Annotated in this window: 21 protein-coding genes, 2 tRNA genes and 1 other RNA gene; 14 read left to right on the forward strand and 10 right to left on the reverse strand. The window is 68.0% G+C overall.

Annotated elements, in window-relative coordinates; translation table 11 throughout:
- Positions 1–2: 2 nt before the first annotated feature.
- Positions 3–734 (forward strand): DNA polymerase III subunit epsilon, encoded by a 732-nt coding sequence (gene dnaQ / locus ABE422_RS15170; RefSeq protein WP_313212247.1) that lies wholly within the window; start codon positions 3–5, stop codon positions 732–734.
- 45 nt (positions 735–779) lie between these two features.
- Here the strand turns inward: dnaQ and ABE422_RS15175 are convergent, their stop codons facing one another.
- A complete protein-coding gene (locus ABE422_RS15175; RefSeq protein WP_346483249.1) occupies positions 780–1,484 on the reverse strand; it encodes a protein phosphatase 2C domain-containing protein in 705 nt (234 codons plus the stop codon).
- A 166-nt stretch (positions 1,485–1,650) separates the two neighbouring features.
- Between ABE422_RS15175 and ABE422_RS15180 the strand changes: the two genes are divergently transcribed.
- A tRNA-Ser gene (locus ABE422_RS15180) sits at positions 1,651–1,741 on the forward strand.
- A 528-nt stretch (positions 1,742–2,269) separates the two neighbouring features.
- On the forward strand, positions 2,270–2,677 hold the full coding sequence (locus tag ABE422_RS15185) for a DUF6165 family protein (RefSeq protein WP_019185792.1): 408 nt from the start codon (positions 2,270–2,272) through the stop codon (positions 2,675–2,677).
- On the opposite strand, the gene ABE422_RS15190 is transcribed toward ABE422_RS15185, so the two are convergent.
- Complete coding sequence (locus tag ABE422_RS15190) at positions 2,656–3,711, reverse strand: glycosyltransferase family 9 protein (protein WP_313217368.1); 1,056 nt, start codon at positions 3,709–3,711, stop codon at positions 2,656–2,658. The genes ABE422_RS15185 and ABE422_RS15190 overlap by 22 nt on opposite strands.
- 21 nt (positions 3,712–3,732) lie before the next feature.
- Between ABE422_RS15190 and ABE422_RS15195 the strand changes: the two genes are divergently transcribed.
- The 3 genes from ABE422_RS15195 to ABE422_RS15205 are packed head-to-tail and all read left to right on the forward strand — an operon-like array spanning position 3,733 to position 5,620.
- Positions 3,733–4,482 (forward strand): 3-deoxy-D-manno-octulosonic acid kinase, encoded by a 750-nt coding sequence (locus ABE422_RS15195; RefSeq protein ID WP_346483250.1) that lies wholly within the window; start codon positions 3,733–3,735, stop codon positions 4,480–4,482.
- The gene (locus ABE422_RS15200; RefSeq protein WP_346483251.1) at positions 4,482–5,249 is read left to right on the forward strand and encodes an MBL fold metallo-hydrolase; all 768 of its coding nucleotides are present in this window, start codon (positions 4,482–4,484) and stop codon (positions 5,247–5,249) included. Before ABE422_RS15195 ends, ABE422_RS15200 begins: the two co-directional genes overlap by 1 nt.
- 2 nt (positions 5,250–5,251) lie before the next feature.
- Entirely contained in the window at positions 5,252–5,620 is a 369-nt protein-coding gene (locus tag ABE422_RS15205; RefSeq protein ID WP_346483252.1) for a nuclear transport factor 2 family protein, read from the forward strand.
- Positions 5,621–5,664: 44 nt separating this feature from the next.
- Here ABE422_RS15205 and ffs read toward each other — a convergent pair.
- An RNA gene (gene ffs / locus ABE422_RS15210) (signal recognition particle sRNA small type) lies at positions 5,665–5,761 on the reverse strand.
- 278 nt (positions 5,762–6,039) lie between these two features.
- Between ffs and ABE422_RS15215 the strand changes: the two genes are divergently transcribed.
- Positions 6,040–6,357, forward strand: a complete 318-nt coding sequence (locus ABE422_RS15215) for a multidrug efflux SMR transporter (RefSeq protein ID WP_123728503.1) — start codon at positions 6,040–6,042, stop codon at positions 6,355–6,357.
- 89 nt (positions 6,358–6,446) lie between these two features.
- Here ABE422_RS15215 and ABE422_RS15220 read toward each other — a convergent pair whose 3' ends face one another.
- Positions 6,447–6,899, reverse strand: a complete 453-nt coding sequence (locus ABE422_RS15220) for a GNAT family N-acetyltransferase (protein ID WP_346463613.1) — start codon at positions 6,897–6,899, stop codon at positions 6,447–6,449.
- Between the two features lie 330 nt (positions 6,900–7,229).
- Positions 7,230–7,322: transfer RNA gene (locus ABE422_RS15225), tRNA-Ser, on the reverse strand.
- A 136-nt stretch (positions 7,323–7,458) separates the two neighbouring features.
- Here ABE422_RS15225 and dnaX point away from each other — a divergent pair.
- From dnaX to ABE422_RS15245, 4 genes are all read left to right on the forward strand, one after another.
- On the forward strand, positions 7,459–9,465 hold the full coding sequence (dnaX, locus tag ABE422_RS15230) for a DNA polymerase III subunit gamma/tau (RefSeq protein ID WP_346483253.1): 2,007 nt from the start codon (positions 7,459–7,461) through the stop codon (positions 9,463–9,465).
- Between the two features lie 6 nt (positions 9,466–9,471).
- A complete protein-coding gene (locus ABE422_RS15235) occupies positions 9,472–9,792 on the forward strand; it encodes a YbaB/EbfC family nucleoid-associated protein (RefSeq protein WP_019185335.1) in 321 nt (106 codons plus the stop codon).
- A 99-nt stretch (positions 9,793–9,891) separates the two neighbouring features.
- Positions 9,892–10,491, forward strand: a complete 600-nt coding sequence (recR, locus tag ABE422_RS15240) for a recombination mediator RecR (protein ID WP_259261179.1) — start codon at positions 9,892–9,894, stop codon at positions 10,489–10,491.
- An 81-nt stretch (positions 10,492–10,572) separates the two neighbouring features.
- On the forward strand, positions 10,573–10,932 hold the full coding sequence (locus ABE422_RS15245) for a histidine triad nucleotide-binding protein (RefSeq protein WP_313212238.1): 360 nt from the start codon (positions 10,573–10,575) through the stop codon (positions 10,930–10,932).
- A 56-nt stretch (positions 10,933–10,988) separates the two neighbouring features.
- Here the strand turns inward: ABE422_RS15245 and ABE422_RS15250 are convergent, their stop codons facing one another.
- The 4 genes from ABE422_RS15250 to ABE422_RS15265 are packed head-to-tail and all read right to left on the reverse strand — an operon-like array spanning position 10,989 to position 15,366.
- The gene (locus ABE422_RS15250; protein ID WP_019185338.1) at positions 10,989–11,513 is read right to left on the reverse strand and encodes a Slp family lipoprotein; all 525 of its coding nucleotides are present in this window, start codon (positions 11,511–11,513) and stop codon (positions 10,989–10,991) included.
- On the reverse strand, positions 11,510–13,462 hold the full coding sequence (locus tag ABE422_RS15255; RefSeq protein WP_346483254.1) for a DUF3488 and transglutaminase-like domain-containing protein: 1,953 nt from the start codon (positions 13,460–13,462) through the stop codon (positions 11,510–11,512). Before ABE422_RS15255 ends, ABE422_RS15250 begins: the two co-directional genes overlap by 4 nt.
- A complete protein-coding gene (locus tag ABE422_RS15260) occupies positions 13,455–14,411 on the reverse strand; it encodes a DUF58 domain-containing protein (protein WP_313212235.1) in 957 nt (318 codons plus the stop codon). Before ABE422_RS15260 ends, ABE422_RS15255 begins: the two co-directional genes overlap by 8 nt.
- A 1-nt stretch (position 14,412) precedes the next feature.
- Entirely contained in the window at positions 14,413–15,366 is a 954-nt protein-coding gene (locus tag ABE422_RS15265; protein ID WP_346483255.1) for a MoxR family ATPase, read from the reverse strand.
- A 40-nt stretch (positions 15,367–15,406) separates the two neighbouring features.
- On the opposite strand from ABE422_RS15265, the gene ABE422_RS15270 reads away from it, so the two are divergent.
- Both ABE422_RS15270 and ABE422_RS15275 read left to right on the forward strand, forming a co-directional pair.
- Positions 15,407–17,248, forward strand: coding sequence for a glycosyltransferase family 39 protein (locus tag ABE422_RS15270; protein WP_346483256.1), 1,842 nt, complete (start codon positions 15,407–15,409; stop codon positions 17,246–17,248).
- A gap of 16 nt (positions 17,249–17,264) precedes the next feature.
- Complete coding sequence (locus ABE422_RS15275) at positions 17,265–18,974, forward strand: hypothetical protein (protein WP_346483257.1); 1,710 nt, start codon at positions 17,265–17,267, stop codon at positions 18,972–18,974.
- A 3-nt stretch (positions 18,975–18,977) separates the two neighbouring features.
- Here the strand turns inward: ABE422_RS15275 and ABE422_RS15280 are convergent, their stop codons facing one another.
- Positions 18,978–19,550: a Maf family nucleotide pyrophosphatase gene (locus ABE422_RS15280; RefSeq protein ID WP_313212231.1), complete on the reverse strand. Its 573-nt coding sequence runs from the start codon at positions 19,548–19,550 to the stop codon at positions 18,978–18,980.
- A gap of 114 nt (positions 19,551–19,664) precedes the next feature.
- On the opposite strand from ABE422_RS15280, the gene ABE422_RS15285 reads away from it, so the two are divergent.
- Positions 19,665–20,174 carry a YceD family protein gene (locus tag ABE422_RS15285; protein ID WP_088432868.1) on the forward strand — a complete coding sequence of 170 codons (510 nt, stop codon included), beginning with the start codon at positions 19,665–19,667 and terminating at the stop codon, positions 20,172–20,174.
- The last annotated feature ends 35 nt before the right edge of the window (positions 20,175–20,209 follow it).

Here is a 20,209-nt window from a genome sequence, read left to right on the forward strand (position 1 = left end):
CCATGCGTCAGATCATCCTTGATACCGAAACCACCGGCCTGGAATGGCGGAAGGGCAATCGCATCGTCGAAATCGGCTGTGTGGAACTGCTCGAGCGCCGCCCCAGTGGCAACAACTACCACCAGTACCTCAAGCCGGACTGCGAGTTCGAACAGGGCGCGCAGGAAGTCACGGGCCTGACCCTGGAGTTCCTGGCCGACAAGCCGGACTTCGCCCAGGTCGTCGACGACTTCCTGGCCTACATCGATGGCGCCGAGCTGATCATCCACAACGCGGCGTTCGATCTGGGCTTCCTGGACAACGAGCTGTCGCTGCTGGGCGACCACTACGGCAAGATCACCGACCGCTGCACGGTGATCGATACGCTGAAGATGGCGCGCGAGCGCTTCCCGGGCCAGCGCAATTCGCTGGATGCACTGTGCCGTCGCCTGGGCGTGGACAATGCCCACCGCCAGCTGCACGGCGGCCTGCTCGATGCGCAGATCCTGGGCGATGTGTACATCGCGCTGACCTCGGGCCAGGAAGAAATCGGCTTCGGCTCGGCCGATGACCAGAAAACCGGCAGCGCCCACGCGCAGACCTTCGACACCTCGCGCCTGCTGCCACGCCCGCGCGTGGTCGCCACGGCCTCGGAGCGGGAAGCGCACGAAGCGCGCCTGGCCAAGCTGCGCAAGAAGGCCGGCCGCGCGATCTGGGATGGTGAGCCTGAAGCGGTGGAAGCGGTCAGCGCCTGACGGCCCGCCCCCGGTAGATCCCGACCGTTGGTCGGGATGCCTGCCTCAATGGCACCGCACCAGGATCACGGTGATGTTGTCCGAGCCGCCGCCATCCAGCGCGGCGGCGACCAGGGTATCCACGCATTCCTGCGCACTGGCATCGTCGAAGGCGAGGGTGCGGGCGATGCCCTTGTCCTCGACCTCTTCGGTCAGCCCGTCACTGCACAGCAGCAGCTGCATGCCCGGGCGCAGCTCGCCGGTGGTGGTCGCCACACTCAGGTGCGCCGGATCGGTCACCCCCAGCGCCTGGGTCACCACATTGCGATGCGGATGTGCACGCGCCTGCTCGGCGGTCAGATTGCCCTGCGCGACCAGTTCCTGGACCACGCTGTGATCCTGGCTCAACTGGGCCAGCTTGCCGTCGCGCCACAGGTACGCGCGGCTGTCGCCGACCCACGCCACCTCATACCGATTGCCCTGCACACGGGCCGCCACCACGGTGGTGCCCATCGGCAGGCTGTCGTTGCGGCGGCGCGAGGTGCGGATGATTTCCTCATCGGCGATCCGGATCGCATGCGCCAGCGTTGCCCCGCGGCGGATCTCGCGCACGATGGTCTCGCGCGCCAGCGCACTGGCCACCTCACCGCAGGCGTGCCCGCCCATGCCATCGGCGACCAGCCACAGCGCCAGTTCGCCATCCCCGTAATACGTATCCTCATTGAGGTCGCGGCGCAGGCCGGGGTGGGTCAGGTGTCCGAATTCGATCATGAAGGCGTGTGCCGGTGAGGATTGCGAGGGATAACGGCATGATCGCGGCCCGCCGGACATCCGGCAAGGCATCCATACAGAAGAAATTCACTTCGCCGGTGCGGAATGACTTGTCGTCAGCGCGTCCTGCCCGTATCATTCGCGTCCCGGTTCGCCGGGACCATCTGGAGAGGTGGCAGAGCGGTTGAATGTACCTGACTCGAAATCAGGCAGGCGTTTATAGCGCCTCGGGGGTTCGAATCCCCCCCTCTCCGCCAGATAAAAAGAAAAGGGCTGCCCATTGGGCGGCCCTTTTCTTTTTATCTGGCCTGATGGGCGGACGAGAACCCCCGACGGGGGTTCGACGGATCTGCAGGAGCAGATCCGGACAGACGAACGTCTGGCCCTGGAGCGCGCAAGCGCGGAAGGGCTGGGCCCATGGATGGGCCCAGCAATCCCGGCAATGAAGCGGCCACCCCGCAGGCCACGCGACGTCATCGCGGTAGAGCCACGCCATGCGTGGCTGCGCGGTGATCGGGTAGAGCCACGCCATGCGTGGCTGCGCGGTGATCGGGAGGCACTTCTGGTGTGTTCCCCCACCCCTGGGGGGTGTCCCCCCCTATCACCGCCCCGCCACGCTGGGCGTGGCTCTACCCGATCACCGCGCAGCCACGCATGGCGTGGCTCTACCCGATCACCGCGCAGCCACGCACGGCGTGGCTCTACCCGAGGGGCCGCACCCACGCCCCACACCCCTCCAACATGCGCTCCGCTAAACTGCCCGCCTCACGTAACGGATCCCCACCATGACCGCTGAAATCCTCGTCCCCGTGTCCTTCGGTGAACTGCTCGACAAGATCTCGATCCTGCAGATCAAGTCCGAGCGCATCAGCGACGAGGCCAAGCTGGCCAACATCCGCACCGAGCTGAGCGCGCTGGAAAAGACTTGGATGGCGCACCCGGCCGGGGTCAAGGACATCGCCCGCCTGCGTGCCGAACTCAAGGCCGTCAACGAGCGCCTGTGGGACATCGAAGACAACATCCGCCTCCAAGACAAAGCCCAGGCCTTCGACGACCATTTCGTCGAGCTGGCCCGCAGCGTCTACCAGCAGAACGATGAGCGTGCCCGCATCAAGAAGGACATCAACCTGGCGCTGGGCTCGCTCTACGTGGAAGAGAAGTCGTACAAGGATTACGCGCCGCGCGGGGCGTAATCGGCCACATAGCGCTCGAAGGCGGCAATGCCGTCCTCGACCGTGATCAGCTGCATCACGTCGTCGAACTCGACCTTCGCGCCCCACTTCAGTTCGCTGGCCGGCTTGCCCAGGAATCTGCGCGCGGCGTCGTCGTAGCGGTCCACGCAGTAGCGCCGGTCGGAGTAGGGGCCGCTGCGGTGCGGGTTGCTGGCCGCGTGCAGGCCCAGCACCTTGGTGCCCATCGCGTTGGCGATATGCATCGGGCCCGAATCGGGCGTCATCACCAGCGCGGCGCGCGCCAGCAGCGCCGGCAGCTGCTTCAGCGTGTCCTTGCCGACCAGATCCAGCGCCGGGGTGGTCAGCTGCGCCTGGATGGCATCGGCCATGCCGCGCTCCAGATCGCTACGCCCACCGCACAGCACCACCCGCCAGCCGCGCGCGGTGGCGTGGTTGGCGACGGCCGCATAGCGGTCGGCATACCAGTTGCGGCGCACGTGGCTGGAGCAGGGCGAAATCATCAGCACCGGGCGGCCGTCGTCGGCCCACTGGGCATTGGCCCACTCGAACGCCGCCGGCGGCACGGCCAGATCCCAGCTGACCTCGGTCTGTTTCAGCCCCAGTGGCTCGCAGAAGCTGCCGATCGCGTCGAGCACGTGGATGCCCGGGCGGTCGGGGATGCGCTCATTGATAAACAGCCCGTGAAGGTCCTTGGAGCGCGATCTGTCGTAGCCGATGCGGCGCTTGGCCGGCACGAAGGCAGACAGCACGTTGGCGCGGAAGGCGACCTGCATCTGCAGCAGCGCATCGAAACGCCCCGCAGGGAGGCTCTCGCGCAGGGCGCGCATGCCGGCCAGGCCGGTCTTCTTGTCGTAGCTGTGGAACGTCACGCCCGGCAGCCCATCGAGCAGCTTGTGGCCGGCCTTGTCGATGATCCAGTGCAGCGACACGCCGGGATCGGCCTGCTGCAGGGTGCGCACCAGCGGCACCACATGGGTCACGTCCCCCAGCGCGGACAAACGCAAAAGACACAAGGAAGAGGACGTTGGTGCCATGGTGTTGTTAGACTCGAAGGAATGGTCGCATTCGACGCCACTGAAGCGCTGACGCCCTGCCGCGATGGACGCGGTATCGGTGCCATTCTGTTCGACCGCGAAGCCTTGCGGCAAGCCGAGATGAGCCTGTTCGCGCCGGCCCACTGGGGCGAGCGGGCACGACCGGTCGCCGATGGCGGTCGCGGCGGCGCCTGGTTCGTCGATGCCCCCTTCGGTCATGCCGTGCTGCGCCAGTACCTGCGCGGCGGCCTGGCGGCCAAGCTCAGCCGGGACCACTACCTCTGGCGCGGCGCCAACCGCACCCGAAGTTTTGCCGAATTCCGGCTGATGCGCGTTCTGCACGCGCAGAAGCTGCCGGTGCCGCGGCCGATCGCCGCGTTCTACATGCGCGAAGGCCTGCGCTACAAAGCGGCGATCCTGATGGAGCGGCTGGAGGGCGTGCGCTCGCTGGCCGATCGGGCGCTGGTCGCCGGGCGCGGCGCTCCCTGGGAAGAGACCGGCCGGCTGATCGCGCGCTTCCATCGCGCCGGGCTGGACCATGCCGATCTCAACGCCCACAACATTCTGTTCGACGCCAACGGCCACGGGTGGCTGATCGATTTCGATCGCGGCGTGCTGCGCATTCCCGCCACCCGCTGGCGCGAACGCAATCTCAAGCGGCTGCTGCGCTCGCTGATCAAGCTGCGCGGTGAGCGCAGCCATGAGGATGTCGAGAAGGACTACGCACGGCTGCGCCGCGCCTACGACCTGGCCTGGAACCGGGGTTACTGATGGACTGGGCATTGCGTTTCATGGGGGTCGGCAATGCGTCGGCCGTGCAGCTGGGTTCGCCGATGGCGGTGATCGAGCGCGATGGCCGCCCGTGGCTCACCATCGATTGCGGCGGGGAAGGGCTGACCGCCTTCCAGGCGCACTACGGGCATGTGCCGCAGGCACTGTTCGTCACCCATGTGCACCTGGATCATGTCGCCGGTTTCGAACGCCTGTTCGTCGATGCGTATTTCTCGCCGCAGCGTCGTGGGCGCATCCGCCTCTACGTGCCGGCGACGGTCGTGCCGCTGCTGCACAAGCGCGTGGCCGATTACCCGAACGTGCTGGCCGAGGGCGGTGCGAACTTCTGGGATGCGTTCCAGCTGATCGTGGTCGGCGATGCGTTCTGGCATGACGGCGTGCGTCTGGAAGTCTTCCCGGTGCGTCATCACTGGCCGGAAACCGCCTATGGCCTGCGCCTGAAGGGTGCGGTCACCTGGAGTGGTGATACCCGCCCGATTCCGGAAATGCTGGCGCGCTACGCCGACGACAACGAACTGATCGCCCACGACTGCGGCCTGCACGGCAATCCCTCGCACACCGGTGTGGACGACCTGGAGCGTGAGTACACGCTCGAGCTGCAGGCGCGGATGATGCTCTATCACTACGCCAGCGAGACGGACGGCGAGGCGCTGCGCCAGCGTGGCCACCGTGTGGCCCTGCCCGGTGAGCGTGTGGCGCTGGCCACCCCGACCGCGATGCATGTGCTGGCCCAGGATCCGCCCTGAGCATGGACGACGCGCTGGCCGCCCAGCTGCAGGCGCTCGAACGCGCGTTGCATGCGCCGGCGGTTCGCGGTGATGTCGCGCAGTTGGCGGCGCTGTTGGATGATGACTTTCGCGAGATCGGCAGCTCGGGCACCTGTTTCGACCGTGCTGCTGCGTTGGCCGAGATTCCGCGTGAGCGCGCGCAGGTGGAGATCGTGTCGAGCGATTATGACGTCGCTCTGCTGGCCCCGACGCTGGCGCAGGTGCGCTACCGCAGCTGGTATGTGATCGAAGGGGTGCGCCAACGTGAGGTGCTGCGCAGCTCGCTGTGGCGGCTGCACGGCGAGGCATGGCGGGTGGTGTTTCATCAGGGCACGCCCGCGGCGCCTTGAGCGGCAGCATCGCGAAGGAAAACAGGGGGCCCAAAAAGGTGGCGGCCCCGCCGGCTGACCTCGGCGCCCGCGTCGATCGATACCGTTGCTGCCTTCCGGCCCTGGCGGGATTTTCGACCTAGCGTCGCGAGGGGCCGACGGGGCCACCATAGAGACGTTCCGGCTGCAGGGCGATCAGGGATCAGCCGGCCGCAGGCGGAAAGTGCACCGCAGGAACAGGCCCGGCAGTGCAGTCGCGCATTCTAGCGCATGCGTGGCACGCAGTGCCAGACGCGGAGGCTGAATCCCGTGTAGCCCGCCGTGACACGGAGCGGCCAATGTGCGGGCGGGTTGCTAAAATGCGCGGCACAGGAGGAACGGCCTCCCCCATTTCGGGAATCACTGACCAGGACGGCCTGGCCCCCATCAAGGAGGGCCGCATGGCCTGGATCTATCTGTTGGCAGCGGGTGTACTGGAAATCGTCTGGGCGTTCTCGATGAAGCAGTCCGAGGGGTTCAGCAAGCTCACCCCCTCGATCATCACCCTCGTCACCATGATCGCCAGCTTCTGGCTGCTGTCATTGGCAATGCGCACGTTGCCGCTGGGCACCGCGTACACGATCTGGACCGGCATCGGCGCGGTCGGCGCGTTCGTGATCGGCATTACCTTCCTCGGCGAGCAGGTCAGCGCGATGCGGATTGCCGCAGCGGTGTTGATCGTGAGCGGGTTGGTGTTGATGAAGTTGAGCAGCAGCTGAGGCGTTAAAATGCACGCTGCGCGCTCGGGGGTAGAGCCACGCCATGCGTGGCTGACGTAACCCTGACGCACTCCAATCACTGGCGCCGCTCAACGTGGCGCCAGTTCGAGTGCCATCTCCACCGCATCCAGCCCGGGGCCATGCCCATCGGGGGTGATGTGGGTGACGACGAAGCCGAGGCCGGCGTAGAACGCCTGCGTGTGCTGGCTGGTGCTGAGCGTGATTCGCTGGGCGCCGAGTGTTCTTGCGTGGGCCAGCCGCGCGTGGGAGAGCTGCGCGCCCAAGCCTTGGCGATGACGGGTGCGGTCGACCATGCCCCAGCAGAAGGCCGCGGTGTGTTCGTTGTCGAGGGCGAGGCCGCCGCAGGCGACAAGGTGGCCGTTGTGGTCGATGACCAGATAGTCGTGGGCGCGGTGTGGGTGGAGCAGGTAAGTGGCGAAGTCGTGGCGTTCGTGTGGGGCGAAGTAACGCGGCACGTTGGTGTCGAACAGTGCCAGGCAGGCGGGGGCGTCGGTTGGGGTGTAGGGGCGCAGGGTGGGCATGGGGGGACTTTGGCATGGGTTGGCTGCGCAAAGAGCAGCCGACCAGCGGTCGGCTCTACCGTTAGCGGTGGCGACGCAGAGGCTTCGGATGCAGGGTGGCCGCTTCATCGGGATTGCTGGCTGCATCCATGCACCCAGCCCTTCCGCGCTTGCGCGCTCCAGGGCCAGCCGTTCGGCTGTCCGGATTCGCTCCTGGCGAATCCGTCGAACCCCCGGTCGGGGGTTCTCATCCCCCTCTCCATGGTTTCGCGCGCTGCTATCGGAGCCGGATGAATGACGAACGTGAGAAATGCAAAAGGCCGCCCCGAGGGGCGGCCTTTTGCATTTGTCTGGCGGAGAGAGGGGGATTCGAACCCCCGAAGCGCGGTTTAGACGCTTACACACTTTCCAGGCGTGCTCCTTCAACCGCTCGGACACCTCTCCGGACCTGCTGCAATAACCCGCTGCAGGGGCGCAGATTCTAGCGGGGGAATCGGAATCGCACAAGCGGTTCGTCACAGGGGGCAGGGGGGCTGGACAGGCGTGGCACAATGGTCGTCCCGATGAAGACGGTGGCCTGATGTCCTATCTCGTCCTTGCCCGCAAGTGGCGTCCGAAGCGTTTTGCCGAGCTGGTGGGCCAGGAACACGTGGTCCGTGCGCTCAGCAATGCGCTGGACAGCGGCCGGGTGCACCATGCGTTCCTGTTTACCGGCACCCGCGGGGTCGGCAAGACCACCATTGCCCGTATTTTTGCCAAGTCGCTGAACTGCGAGCAGGGCACCAGCGCCGATCCGTGCGGTCAGTGTCCGGCCTGCCTGGATATCGACTCCGGCCGCTACATCGATCTGCTCGAGATCGATGCTGCGTCCAATACCGGTGTGGATGATGTCCGCGAGGTGATCGAGAACGCCCAGTACATGCCCTCCCGGGGCAAGTACAAGGTCTACCTGATCGACGAAGTGCACATGCTGTCCAAGGCGGCGTTCAATGCGCTGCTCAAAACGCTGGAAGAGCCGCCGGAGCATGTGAAGTTCCTGCTGGCCACCACCGATCCGCAGAAGCTGCCGGTGACGGTGCTCTCGCGCTGCCTGCAGTTCAACCTGAAGCGGTTGGACGAGGACCAGATCCAGGGCCAGATGACCAAGATCCTGGCGGCCGAGGAGATCGAGTCCGACCCGACCGCCATCGTGCAGTTGGCCAAGGCGGCCGATGGCAGCCTGCGTGACGGCCTGTCGCTGCTGGATCAGGCGATCGCCTATGCCGGCGGCGCGCTGCGCGAGGACGTGGTGCGCGCGATGCTGGGTACGGTCGACCGCACCCAGGTCGCCGCGATGCTGGATGCGCTCGCCGATGGCGATGGTCCGCGCCTGCTGCAGACCGTGGCCCTGCTGGCCGAGTTCTCGCCGGACTGGAGCGGGGTGCTCGATGCCCTGGCCGAAGCCCTGCACCGGATCCAGGTGCAGCAGCTGGTGCCGGGCGCCGCGACGGCGGGCGAGGGGATCGATGCCGAGGCCTTCGCCCAGCGGCTGCGCCCGGAAGTGGTCCAGCTCTGGTATCAGATGGCCCTGGGCGGCCGTCGTGACCTGCACCTGGCCCCGAGCCCGCGCGCCGGGTTCGAGATGGCCGTGCTGCGCATGCTGGCGTTCCGTCCGGCCGCCGCCGTACCGCCGGTGCCCCGCGATCCGGGCACCGGGACCGAGGTGAACAGTGGTGGCCAGGCCAGCGGCCAGGGCACCGGCATGGCCGCTGCGGCAGCGAGCGCGGCTTCTGCATCGGTCGTGGCGCCGGCCAAGGCGAGCGCCCCCGTCGCTCAGCCGGCCCCGGTGGCGCCCGTGGTTGCTCCCGTCTCTGCGGCGCCTGAGCCCGCACCGCCGGCGCCGAAACAACCTGTCCCGGCCCCGGCAGCCGTCGAGCCGGTCAAACCGTCCAAACCAAGCGTCTCAGCCCCCGCGGCCGACGACGATCTGCCGCCGTGGCACCGTGAAAGCGATGTCGCCGATCGCGACGAAGCGCTGGCTGCTGAAATGGCCACCCCGGATGCGGCCATGGTCGCCCCGTGGGAAGCGCCGGCCGAGCGGACCGTGGCACCGGCTGCTCCCGCGCCTGCACGGGAAGCTCCCGCCCCGGTGTCCCGCCCGGAGGGCATCGCCATCGCCCCCTCGGCGCCGGATACCGCGCCCTCGGAGCCACAGGGCGACCTGACCGCCGATGCCTGGCTGGAACTGGTGGCTGGCAGCCAGCTCAATGGCCCGTCCAAACAGCTGGCCGCGCACTCGGCGTTCATCAGCTACCAGCACGGCGTCTTGAAACTGGCGATTTCGCCCGGATTTGAGTACTTGAGTTCGGACCGCTCGCAGGCGGCGCTGATCGCGGCGTTGACCGGCCCCTTGGGGCAGGCCCCGCGCCTGGTGATCGATACCGGTGCAGCCGGTGCCGAGACCCTGCATCAGCGCGCTGACCGTCAGCGTGGCGAACGCCAAACGGCGGCGGAAGCCGCTTTCATGGCCGATCCTTCGGTGCAGTTGCTGGTCCAGCAACACGGTGCCCGGGTCGTCGCCGATTCCATTCGTCCTTTTGAAGAGTAAAGACCCATGCGCGGCAATATCGCCCAACTGATGCAGCAGGCCCAGAAGATGCAGGAGAACCTGCAGAAGGCCCAGGAAGACCTCGCCAAGCTGGAAGTGACCGGCAGCGCCGGCGGCGGCATGGTCAGCGTGACCCTGACCGGCACCAAGGAATGCCGCAAGGTGCGCATCGATCCGTCGGTGCTGTCCGATGCGGAAATGACCGAAGATCTGGTGGCCGCCGCGTTCAACGATGCCTCCAACAAGATCGACGCCGAGTCGAAGAACCGCATGGGTTCGGCGACCGCCGGCATGCAGCTGCCCCCGGGCATGAAGCTGCCGTTCTGACCCACCGCCTGCGCCGGGTGTCTGCCTGGCGCGACCGTGGTGACCGCGCCGCGAAGCCTTCGGGCTTCGCGCGCTTGTTTTTGAGATGAGCGATCCGCCATGAGCCTGCCCCTGCTCGAACAATTGATCGAGGCCTTCCGCGTGTTGCCGGGCGTGGGCCAGAAGACCGCCCAGCGCATGGCGTACCACGTGCTGGAGCGCGAGCGCGAGGGCGGCCAGAAGCTGGCCGAGGTGCTGGCCAAGGCGATCGAGCGGATCGGGCATTGCGAACAGTGCCGGGATTTCAGCGAGACCGAGATCTGTGCGGTCTGCGCCAACGGCAGCCGCGAGCGCCAGCAGCTGTGCGCGGTGGAATCACCGGCCGATCGCCTGGCGATCGAAACGGCCACCGGGTTCCGTGGAGTGTACTTCGTGCTGCAGGGGCGGTTGTCGCCGCTGGATGGCATCGGTCCGCGCGAGCTGGGCCTGGATCAGCTGGAGGCGCGCCTGAAGCAAGGCGAGGTCAACGAGTTGATCATCGCCACCAGTGCCACCGTGGAAGGCGAAGCGACCGCGCATTACCTGGCGCAGATGGCGCGCAGCTACAAGGTGCGGCCCAGCCGCCTCGCGCAGGGTCTCCCGCTGGGGGGCGAACTGGAATACGTGGATCGCGGCACGCTGTCGCACGCGTTCGGCACGCGTACTGAAGTGCAGGAATGACGCGGCGCACCGCGCGGCAATGATCGAAACCGGGGGCGCATCCGCGCTACTCTCCAGGGCCCTGTTCCACGAGGTGCCCTCATGAGCCACGACACCCTGTTCGGCAAGATCATCCGCCGCGAAATTCCGGCCACCATCGTCTACGAAGACGAGGACGTGCTCGGCTTCAAGGACATCGCCCCACAGGCGCCGGTGCACGTGTTGTTCATTCCCAAGCACGAGGCGATCCCGACCCTGGATGACGTGCGCCCGGAGCAGGCACACCTGATCGGCAAGCTGGCGATGGCCGCCGCGGACTACGCGCGCCGCGAAGGTTTCGCGCAGGACGGCTACCGCATCGTCATGAACTGCCGCGAGCATGCCGGGCAGACCGTGTTCCATATCCACCTGCACCTGCTGGCCGGTGCCCCGCTGGGCCACTTCGGCACGGCAAACGGCTGAGCCGGCCGCGCGCAAACAAAAACGCCGCCCGAGGGCGGCGTTTCTGCGTCAGCGTGTTACCACCAGCCCCAGCCACGGTAGCCCCAGCCCGGACCCCAGCCCGGGCCCCACGGGCCGTAGGGGTAGGCGGGCACCACATCCACCTGGCGCTGTTCCGGCCACAGGTAGATGACGTCGGCGTCCAGTTTCGGCAGGCGATAGTCGTACTCGCCGATGCGGGTGTTCTCGTAGCCGCCGATCTTGCCGATGAAGGTCACATCGCGGCCCGGCTCGAACACCGCCGGATCGTAGAAGCCGGCACGGCAGGCGATGAAGCGGCCGTCACTGGCGTCGGCCGAGGTGGTGCTCGGGCGGCCACTGCCGTTGAGCGGGCGCGAAATCATCTGGAAGCAGGTCTGGCCCTGGCCCGGATTGGTTTCGATGATGCGACCACCCCAACGTACCGGGGTGCCCACCTGCTGGGTGGGAACCGCGTCGCGCGGGCTGACCATACTGAACTGCCCCTGCAACGGCTTGGGCGCGGTGGCGCAGGCAGCCAGTGCCAGAGAGGCAGCAAGGGGAAGCAGGATTTGAATCTTCATGGGGATGCTCCGGAGGTCGGGCGATGCCTGCGCAGGTCGCGCAATAATGAAGTGAGGTCGACGTCAGCGCCAGCGTAGCGCGCCTGGACGAAACGCGCGCTGAGCGACAGCAGCGCAGGATCGGGCCGCTGCCGGTCCACCCGACGCGCCCACTCGTCAGCGGGTTCGGCGCTGGCACGGGACAGCCCATAGCGTGCGTACCGGCGTCCCAGCCGATGCCAAGCCCGCAACAGCGGGTCGCGCTCGCGTTCGCCCCGGGCCAGCAGCCATGCCATCCAGCCTAGCGCGGCCAGTGCGAAGACGATGAAAATTCCCACCAGCTGGCTCGGATCCAGCCGCTCGAAACCAAACGGTTTAAGAAGCTGCTGCTGACGGTTGGCATCGAAGGACAGGACCAGGTCGTTCCAGCCCCGGCGCAGCCAGTCGCCCATCTGCCCGATCTGCAGCCATCGGCTGTCCAGCGTGGCGCCGGCAGCGCCGGCCCCCAGCCGGTCCTCAAGCGTGTCGTAAACGCGCTCCGGCGCAACGGCGGCGGTCGGATCGACCCGCACCCAGCCGCGGCCCGGCAGCCACACTTCGGCCCAGGCATGTGCGTCCATCCGGCGCAGCACCCAGTAGTCGCCATATGGGTTGCGGATGCCGCCCGCGAAGCCGGTCACCACCCGCGCCGGGATGCCTGCATTGCGCATCAATACGACGAACGAGGAGCTGAAGTGCTGGCAGAAGCCGGCCTGCTGATCGAACAGGAATTCGTCCGCGCCATCGCGACCGGGCTCGGGCGTGTCCAGGGTGTAGACGAAACGCGCGCGCACCCAGTCCAGCGCGCGCTGCACGATCGCGGCATCGTTGCTGCCGGCGTCCTGTCGCCACTGCCGGGCCAGCGCTGCCGTGCGCGGATTCAAGCCGTCGGGCAACTGCAGCGCAAGGCGCCGCGCGTCAGGCGTCAGCGCTTCGGTATAGGCCACCGCCGGTGCGGAGGTCAGCCGCCAACGGGTCAGTGCGTTCAACGCCGCGTGGCTGCGCAGGCTGTGGTTGGCATCCAGGTCGCTGCCGGGCGGTGCCTGCAGCGGAAGATCCAGCGCGACCAACTGGCGGCGATCGGTCGGCTCGTAATCGATCTGGTAGTCCCACTGCGTGCTGGCGTGGGTCACGGCGGCCGGCGCACGCTCGATCTGCCGCCGGTTCTGCTCCCAGCGCTTGCCATCGAAATGGGTCAGTACCGGCCCGCGCCAGTAACGTTGCTGTGGCGCGGGGATCGCGCCGAAGAACTGCACGCGAAGCGCCGGGGTGTCATCGGCCATCAGGTCCAGCCACTCCCCGGGCTCCATCGTGTCGGACAGGCCGGGTTTGCCCACCGCGCGATCCGGGATGCCCCAGAGCGGTTCGCTCAACCGCGGGAACAGCCAGAAACCGGCCAGGGCCAGCGGCAGGCCGAGCAGCACCAACCGGCCGATGCCGCGCAACTGGCGTTTGAGGGGCGCTGGCGGTGCCTGTCCCTCCAGGTGTGCCAGGCGTTGCAGGGCGAGCAGTGCGACCAGGCCGGCCAGCACGGCCAGCGTCATCGTCAACGGGCCTTGGTCGAGCAGGAACGCCGCGAACGGGCCGAACAGCCCGAAGCCGACCAGGCTGCGGGCATCGCGCAGGCTGCGCAGCTCGCTGGATTTCAGCGCGAGCATTGCTGCCAGCAGCGCGCAGCCGGTGTCGCGGCCAGGCCGTGGACCCATCTGCCAGTAAATGGCGGCCAGCATGGCGAGCACCAGCAACAGGCGCAGGGCGCTTGGCAGCAGCCGCTGCCGCGAGGCCAGCGCGGTCAGCAGTGCGACACCGGCGATGACGGCGGCCAGCACGGTGGGCAGCTGCAGCAGCAGCGGCAACAGGCCCAGCGCCGCGCTGGCCAGCGTCCAGTAGCGCGCACCGGAACTGAGCAGGGACACGGGCCGGTCAGTCATGGGGCAACAGCGCCAGTGCGCGCTGGCACAGGTGGTGATGGGCACTGCCGTTGCCAGGCCCGAGCACCGGTTGGCCCGGCAGCTTGAGCGTGTAGCGGCGGCCTTCGCGTTCGGCCAGGTCGATCCAGCGCGCCATGCGTGCGATCCGTGCTTCGGTGCCCAGCGGTGCCAGGTGCCACCAGTCCAGCACGATCTCCAGCCCGACCGGCTTTTCGTACTCGCGCACCAACAGGGTGTCGCGTCGCGCGGAGTGTTTCCACGCGATGCTGCGCATCGGATCGCCAGCGCGATACGGGCGCAGCTGATGCAGCTCCTCGCCACTGGCATGCACGCGGGTATGCAGTGGGTCGCCGCCGCTTTCCGGCAGGGAGGGTGCGTGCGTTTCCGGTGCCGCATAGACCAGCAACGGGGTTTCCGGCCAGACCCACGACCACGCGCGCACCAGGCCGAGCGGTTGCGTGGTGGCGATGCGGATGCGGGCCAGGTCGAACCAGCCGCGCCGGTGCGTGGGCAGCGCGAGATCCACTTCGATCTGGTCGCTGTCGATCAGGTGCCCGAACGCGGCCACGCCCTCGTGCTCCACCTGCAGGCCGCGCCGGGCGCGGGTATCGGCGCGCGACAGACTGATGCGCAGCCGCAACGGCGCGCCCGCGGTGACCGGCTCGGCGGAGACCGCATCCACCTGCAATCCGGACAGCTGCAGGTGCGCGCTGATCGCACTGGCGATGCTGACGGTCGCCAGCAACAAGGCCAGCAGCAGCGCAGGATTGTTGTTGTAGTTCAGCGCGCCGAGCAGCATCGCCGACAGCAGCGCGGCGACGAACAGCCCGAACCGCGTCGGCAGCACATAGATGCGGCGCCGGTCGAACCGGCACGGCAGGTGCTCGGGGCGGCGCGGTCGCGCCAGATGTTGCAGTTGCTGCCAGCGGGCTCCCCAGCCGCGGCGCATCTCAGTCGACCTGCACGGTCTGGAGGATGGCGCGGGCCAGTGCCGGCCCGTTGCCGGCTTCGGCCTCGGGCACCAGGCGATGCCCGGCCACTGCCACGAACAGGGTCTGCACGTCTTCGGGCACCACATGCGCGCGGCCGAGCAGCAGCGCATGCGCCTTGGCGGCGCGCAGCAATGCCAGCCCGGCACGCGGCGACAGGCCCACGCGCACCCCGGCGTGCTGGCGGCTGCGGGCGAGCAGGGCCTGCACATAGGTGATCAACGCCTCGCTGGCATGCACCTGACCAACCGCCTCGCGCAGCGTGCGCACGTCCACCTCGCTAAGGCGCGCGGTGGCCTGCGCGATCAGATGGCGGCGATCGGTGCCGCGCAGCAGCTCGCGTTCCGATTCCGGATTGGGGTAGCCCAGGGCCAACCGCAGCAGGAAACGATCCAGCTGCGAGTCCGGCAGCGGGAACGTGCCGGAGAGGTCGACCGGGTTCTGGGTGGCGATGACGAAGAACGGATTCGGGAGTGGATGGGTCACGCCATCCAGGGTGACCTGCTGCTCGGCCATCGCTTCCAGCAGCGCACTCTGGGTACGCGGCGGCGCACGGTTGATCTCGTCGGCCAGCAACACATGCGTGAACACCGGGCCCGGGTGGAACTGGAACTGGCGGCTGCCGGCGTCATACACCGAGACGCCAAGCACATCGGCCGGCAGCAGGTCAGAGGTGAACTGCACCCGCTGGAAGCCCAGTCCGAGGCTGGAGGCCATGGCATGGGCGAGGGTGGTCTTGCCCAGCCCGGGCAGGTCCTCGATCAGCAGATGGCCGCCGGAGAGCAGCGCCACGAACGCCAGCCGCACCTCCTGCGCCTTGCCCAGCACCAGCCCGTTGACCTGATCCTGGGCGGCGCGAAGGGACTGTCGCAGTACATCGGTTAGCATGGCTGGCACGGGGGGCGAATGATCCATGTCCGTCTCGATTCGATGATTCCACTGATTCTATAGAGCAATGCAGGGCGAACAACGCGCACGCACCATATTCCTGTTGTTGTGGACGCTGGTCACCGCCGTCAAGCTGGTGGTGGCCGCACGTCTGCCCTTGTTCGTGGACGAAGCTTTTTACTGGCAGGAAGGTCAGCATCTGGCGGCGGCCTATTCGGACCTGCCTGGCCTGACCGCTTGGCTGGCACGCCTGGGCGTGGAAGTGGGCGGCAATCATGTGCTTGCACTGCGCCTGCCGTTCCTGGCGATCGGTGCGTGGCTGCCATGGCTGGTCTCACGCATCGCCACGCGCTGGTTCGGTGCGGTGGCCGGTTGGCAGGCGGGCAGCCTCACGTTGTTGATGCCGCTGTCGGCCACGCTGGGCATGCTGGCCGTCCCGGATGTGCCGATGGCGTTGGCCGCGGTGCTGTGCCTGGATGCCGGCGCGCGCCTGCTGCGCAGTGTCGATGCCGCGGCGGCGGTGAAGCTGGCCGCCGGCCTGGCCATCGGTGCACTCAGCCATTACCGCTTCATCGGCGTGATCGTGGTCGGTTTCATCGCGTTGCTGGTGCTGCCGCAGGGCCGGCGCATGCTGCGCGATCCGCGCGTCTGGGTGGCCTTGGCGGTGGGCGTGCTGGCGTGGCTGCCGCTGCTGTCGTGGAATGCCGACAACCATGATGCGGGCCTGAAATTCCAGGTGGTCGAGCGCCACCCGTGGGCGTTCGAATGGAGCGGGCTGTGGTTCCTGGTGATCCAGCCGATGCTGGTCACCCCGATCCTGTGCATCGCGATGTGGAAGGTGGCCCTGGCGGGCACCCGCTCCGGTGGTGGCGCACGCGCGCAATGGCGTTACTTCGGCCTGATCGGCGCGGTGTCGACGCTGTCCATCTTCGGCCTGGGCTTCTTCACCGATGTGGAGCGCATCAGTTTCCACTGGCCGCTGCCGGGCTATCTGGCGCTGCTGATCGCGGTGCCGGTGGTACTCAACGGCTGGCCGCGCTGGCTGCGCCGTACCGGCTGGTGGTTGGCCGGTGCCGGGCTGGCGCTGGCCTTCGGCTATTACCTGACGGTCTCCATCCCGAGCGTGCGTGAGCAGTTGGCCGGCTACAAGTATTACCCGCGCAACTTCGCCGGCTGGGAACCGTTGGCAGGCGCCGTGCGCGACGAGCTGAAACGCATGCCGCCCGGCACGCGCGTGCTGGCCGGCAACTTCAAGGTGGGGGCGGAACTGGGCTTCCAGTTGCGCGACGCCTCTATCGAGGTGCTGCCCCACCCGTTGAACGACAAGCACGGCCGCACTGCGCAGCTGGGGCTGTGGGGGCTGCTGCACGATGGCCAGCGCGACGCGCCGATGCTGCTGGTGCTCTCGCCCAGCGACCAGCGCTATCGCGATCTGCTGGCGCGCTACCACGCGGTCTGCGAACAGGTGGGCCCGCTGCCGCCGCCGCGTGTGGTCAGCAACGATCATGGTTTCCAGCGCTTCCTGCTGTTCAAGCTGCCGGCCGAGCGGGTCGAGGGGCCGTGCGTTACGCCGGCGATGGCCTGGCTGGATACGCCACAGCCCGGCGCCGCGGCGGGCAACCCCCTCCAGGTGCGTGGCTGGGCCTTCAAGGATGGCGTGGGCATCGAGCGTGTCGAGCTGCTGATCGATGGCCGGCCGGTGGGCGATGCGGTCTACGGTCGGCCCTACGACATCACCGGCGCGTGGAAGATCTCCACCGATCCGCAGCACCCGAACGTGGCCTTCGATGCCACGCTGAAGACCGACCACCTCGCGCCCGGCCGTCATTGGCTCGGCATGACGCTGCACGGCAAGGACGGCAGCGTGGAGCAGTGGCAGGAACAGGCCTTCACCGTCCCCGCGCGCTGAGCGTGCGTGTTCTTCCATGGATGACACCGTCATGCGCAATGCGCCGCAGGAATCTGCCCCCCTGTCTGCTTCCCACCCGCACGCCACGCCGGTGTCACCCGCGCTGATCCGTGCGTTGTGGTGCGCGGTGGTGGGCATCGTCGCGGTGGGTGTGGCCGCGATGCTGTGGCTCTCACCGCGCGTGTTGTACGCCGATCCGTGGCGCTTCACCCAGAAGCTGCTGGAGATGCCGTGGCCGGGCAACGTGCTGGTGTCGGACAATGGCCACCGCGAAATCCTGCCGAACCTGGTGCGCTACGCCGAGTTGGAGTGGCTGCACGGCAATCAATGGCTGCAGATCGGTACCGGCGTTGCGTTGGCATTGGCCACGGTAGGGCTGCTCGCCCGGATCATCAGGGCCGATGCCTTGGCGCCGCCGGTGCGCGCCGCCGCCACCCTGGTCGCAGCGCTGTCGGTCTTCTGGCTGGGCAGCCAGCGCGCGCTCACCCATGCCAACGAATCGGTCCACGCGTACCTGATCACCGTGGCGCTGATGGCGGGCGTCGCCCTGCTGCTGCGTGGCGATCGCCGCGGCGCGGTCGCGGCCGCCGTATGCGGCGTGGCGGCGACGTTCTCCTTCGGCAGCGGCGTGGCCGTGTTCGTGGGGCTGGCGGCGGTGCTGGTGGTGCGGCGTGCGCCGTTGTCGCACTGGGTGCCCTGGATCGCCGGCCTGCTCGTGGCGGTCGGGCTGCACCTGGGCATGGGGCGGACCGGCATGCCGACACAGATGGCGCTGGCCCCGTTGCCGCAGCTGGACGTGCTGCTGCGCTGGCTGGCCTCGCCCTTCATCTATCTGGTTTGGCCGGCACTGGATCCGGCAGCGGCACAGCAGTTGCCGTTCGCGCCCGTGCGCGGCGTGGTGCATGCCGTGGCCAGTGCCTATCAGGCGCAGTTCGGACCGGTGCTGACCTCGCGCTGGCCGCATCTGCTGATCGGTGCTGCGGGGATGGCCGGGTTGCTCGGCATGACCTGGCGCACCTGGCAGCGCGGCCACCGCGCCGGGGCGGGGGAATCGGTGGGGCTGGCAATGGCATGGTTCGGCCTGGCCGTGGGCGGGCTGGTCGCACTGAGCCGCTGGACCTACTTTGCCGACTACCCCACGCAGCTGGCCGCACCGCGCTATGTGCCCTGGTCGTGGTTGTTCTGGTCCGGTCTGATGCTGTGGACGATCGTGCGCGTCGGCCTGCGCCGTCCCGGGGCGGTGGCCTGGGCAGCCCTGCTGTTGGCCTTGGTGGCCGTGCCGAGTACGGCGTGGATGGCCTACCTCGGTGCCAGCATGCAGCGGGTGGCCAACATGACCGCTACAGCGGCCGCGGCCGGTGTGGTCGATCCGGATCAGACGCATGGGGAAAGCGTGCCCGGCGAAGTGCTGGCCGCGCTGCCCAGCCTGCGCGCGCACGGGGCATCGGTGTTCGCCTGGCCGGAAGTTCGCTATCTGCAGGGCGCGCCAACGACGGCGACCGGCGTGGCCGTCCCGGTCAGCGACGTCTCCCTCGTGGCCGTGCGCAACCTCCTGGGGCACCCGGCCTGGCGCATCGATTTCAGCGCCCAGAGCAGGGCGCCACGGCTGGTCCTGCAATGCGGTGGGCGTCCCGTGGGCCTGGCCATGCCGCTGGCGGGCCGCTGGGTTGGTTGGGCCACCGGCGAACTTGATGCCAGCTGCCTGGAGGCGCTGCAGCTGCGCTGAGGCTCAGGGCAGGGTGTAGCCGGCCTGGCGCAGCAGCTGGCTGACCGCGATCAGCGGCAGCCCGATCAGCGCGGTCGGGTCGCGGTTCTCGATCGCCTCGAACAAGGTGATGCCCAGGCCTTCGCACTTGAAGCTGCCCGCGCAGTCCAGCGGCTGCTCGGCCGCCACGTAGCGGGCGATCTCGGCGGTCTCCAGCACCCGGAAGTGGACCCGGGTCAGATCACAGCTCGCCAGGGCCTCGCCATCGCGCACCAGGCTCACGGCCGTGTGGAACGCGACCACCTGCCCGGACATCGCGGCCAGCTGCGCATGCGCGCCCTCGACCGAGCCGGGCTTGCCCAGCGGGGCGCCGTTCAGTTCCGCCACCTGGTCCGAGCCGATCACCCACCGGCCCGGGTGCAGGCGGGCGACGGCCTCGGCCTTCGCGCGCGCCAGCCGCACCGCCACGGCCCGTGGGGCTTCGGCGGGGCCGGGGGTCTCGTCCACCTCGGGGCGGGCGGTCTCCAGGGGCAGGCCGAGCCGCTCCAGCAGTTCACGGCGGTAGCGGGAAGTAGAGGCAAGCAGCAGCGGGGTCATGCGACAATACCGGGCACGGAAGGGCGGCAGTCTGGCCCTTCGGGGCGGGGATCGGCAACCTGACTGCGCAGGCATTTGACAGCGGCCCGGACGATCCTTAACATTCAGCGGCTTATGTCCGCAAACGTGCCCGAAATGCTGGATGCTTGGCGGATGGTCGCAGCACGCAGGTGCTTCGACGGCCAGGTGAATCTAGCGGAATTGACCCGCCTCCAGGGCCTTGTCGCCGATACCGAAGGAACGTGCACCTATGCACTGGAATTCGCGCACGACGACATCCTGCAGGTATCCTATGTTGAACTGTCCATCGACACCGCGCTGCCGCTGATCTGTCAGCGCAGCCTGCAGCGTTTCCTGTTGCCGGTTTCGATGGTGCAGCGGCTCGGCCTGATCCGCAGCGAAGAGGAAGAATCCTCGCTGCCGGAAGGCTGGGAACCGTGGCTGGTGCCGGAAGACGGCATGCTGCGACCGCTGGAACTGGTCGAGGACGAACTCGTCCTGGCCGTGCCCGTCGTGCCGCTGTCTCCCGATGGTGAGGCCGTGGACAAGGACTGGGCACCGACCGAAGAAGAAATCAGCAAGGCCAATCCGTTCGCGGCGTTGGCGGCACTGAAAAAACAATAGCAGCCGGATTGTCGTCGGCGGCTGCGGCGAAAGCG

It is taken from the genome of Stenotrophomonas sp. TWI1151 (assembly GCF_039673135.1).
Classification (GTDB): Bacteria; Pseudomonadota; Gammaproteobacteria; order Xanthomonadales; family Xanthomonadaceae; genus Stenotrophomonas.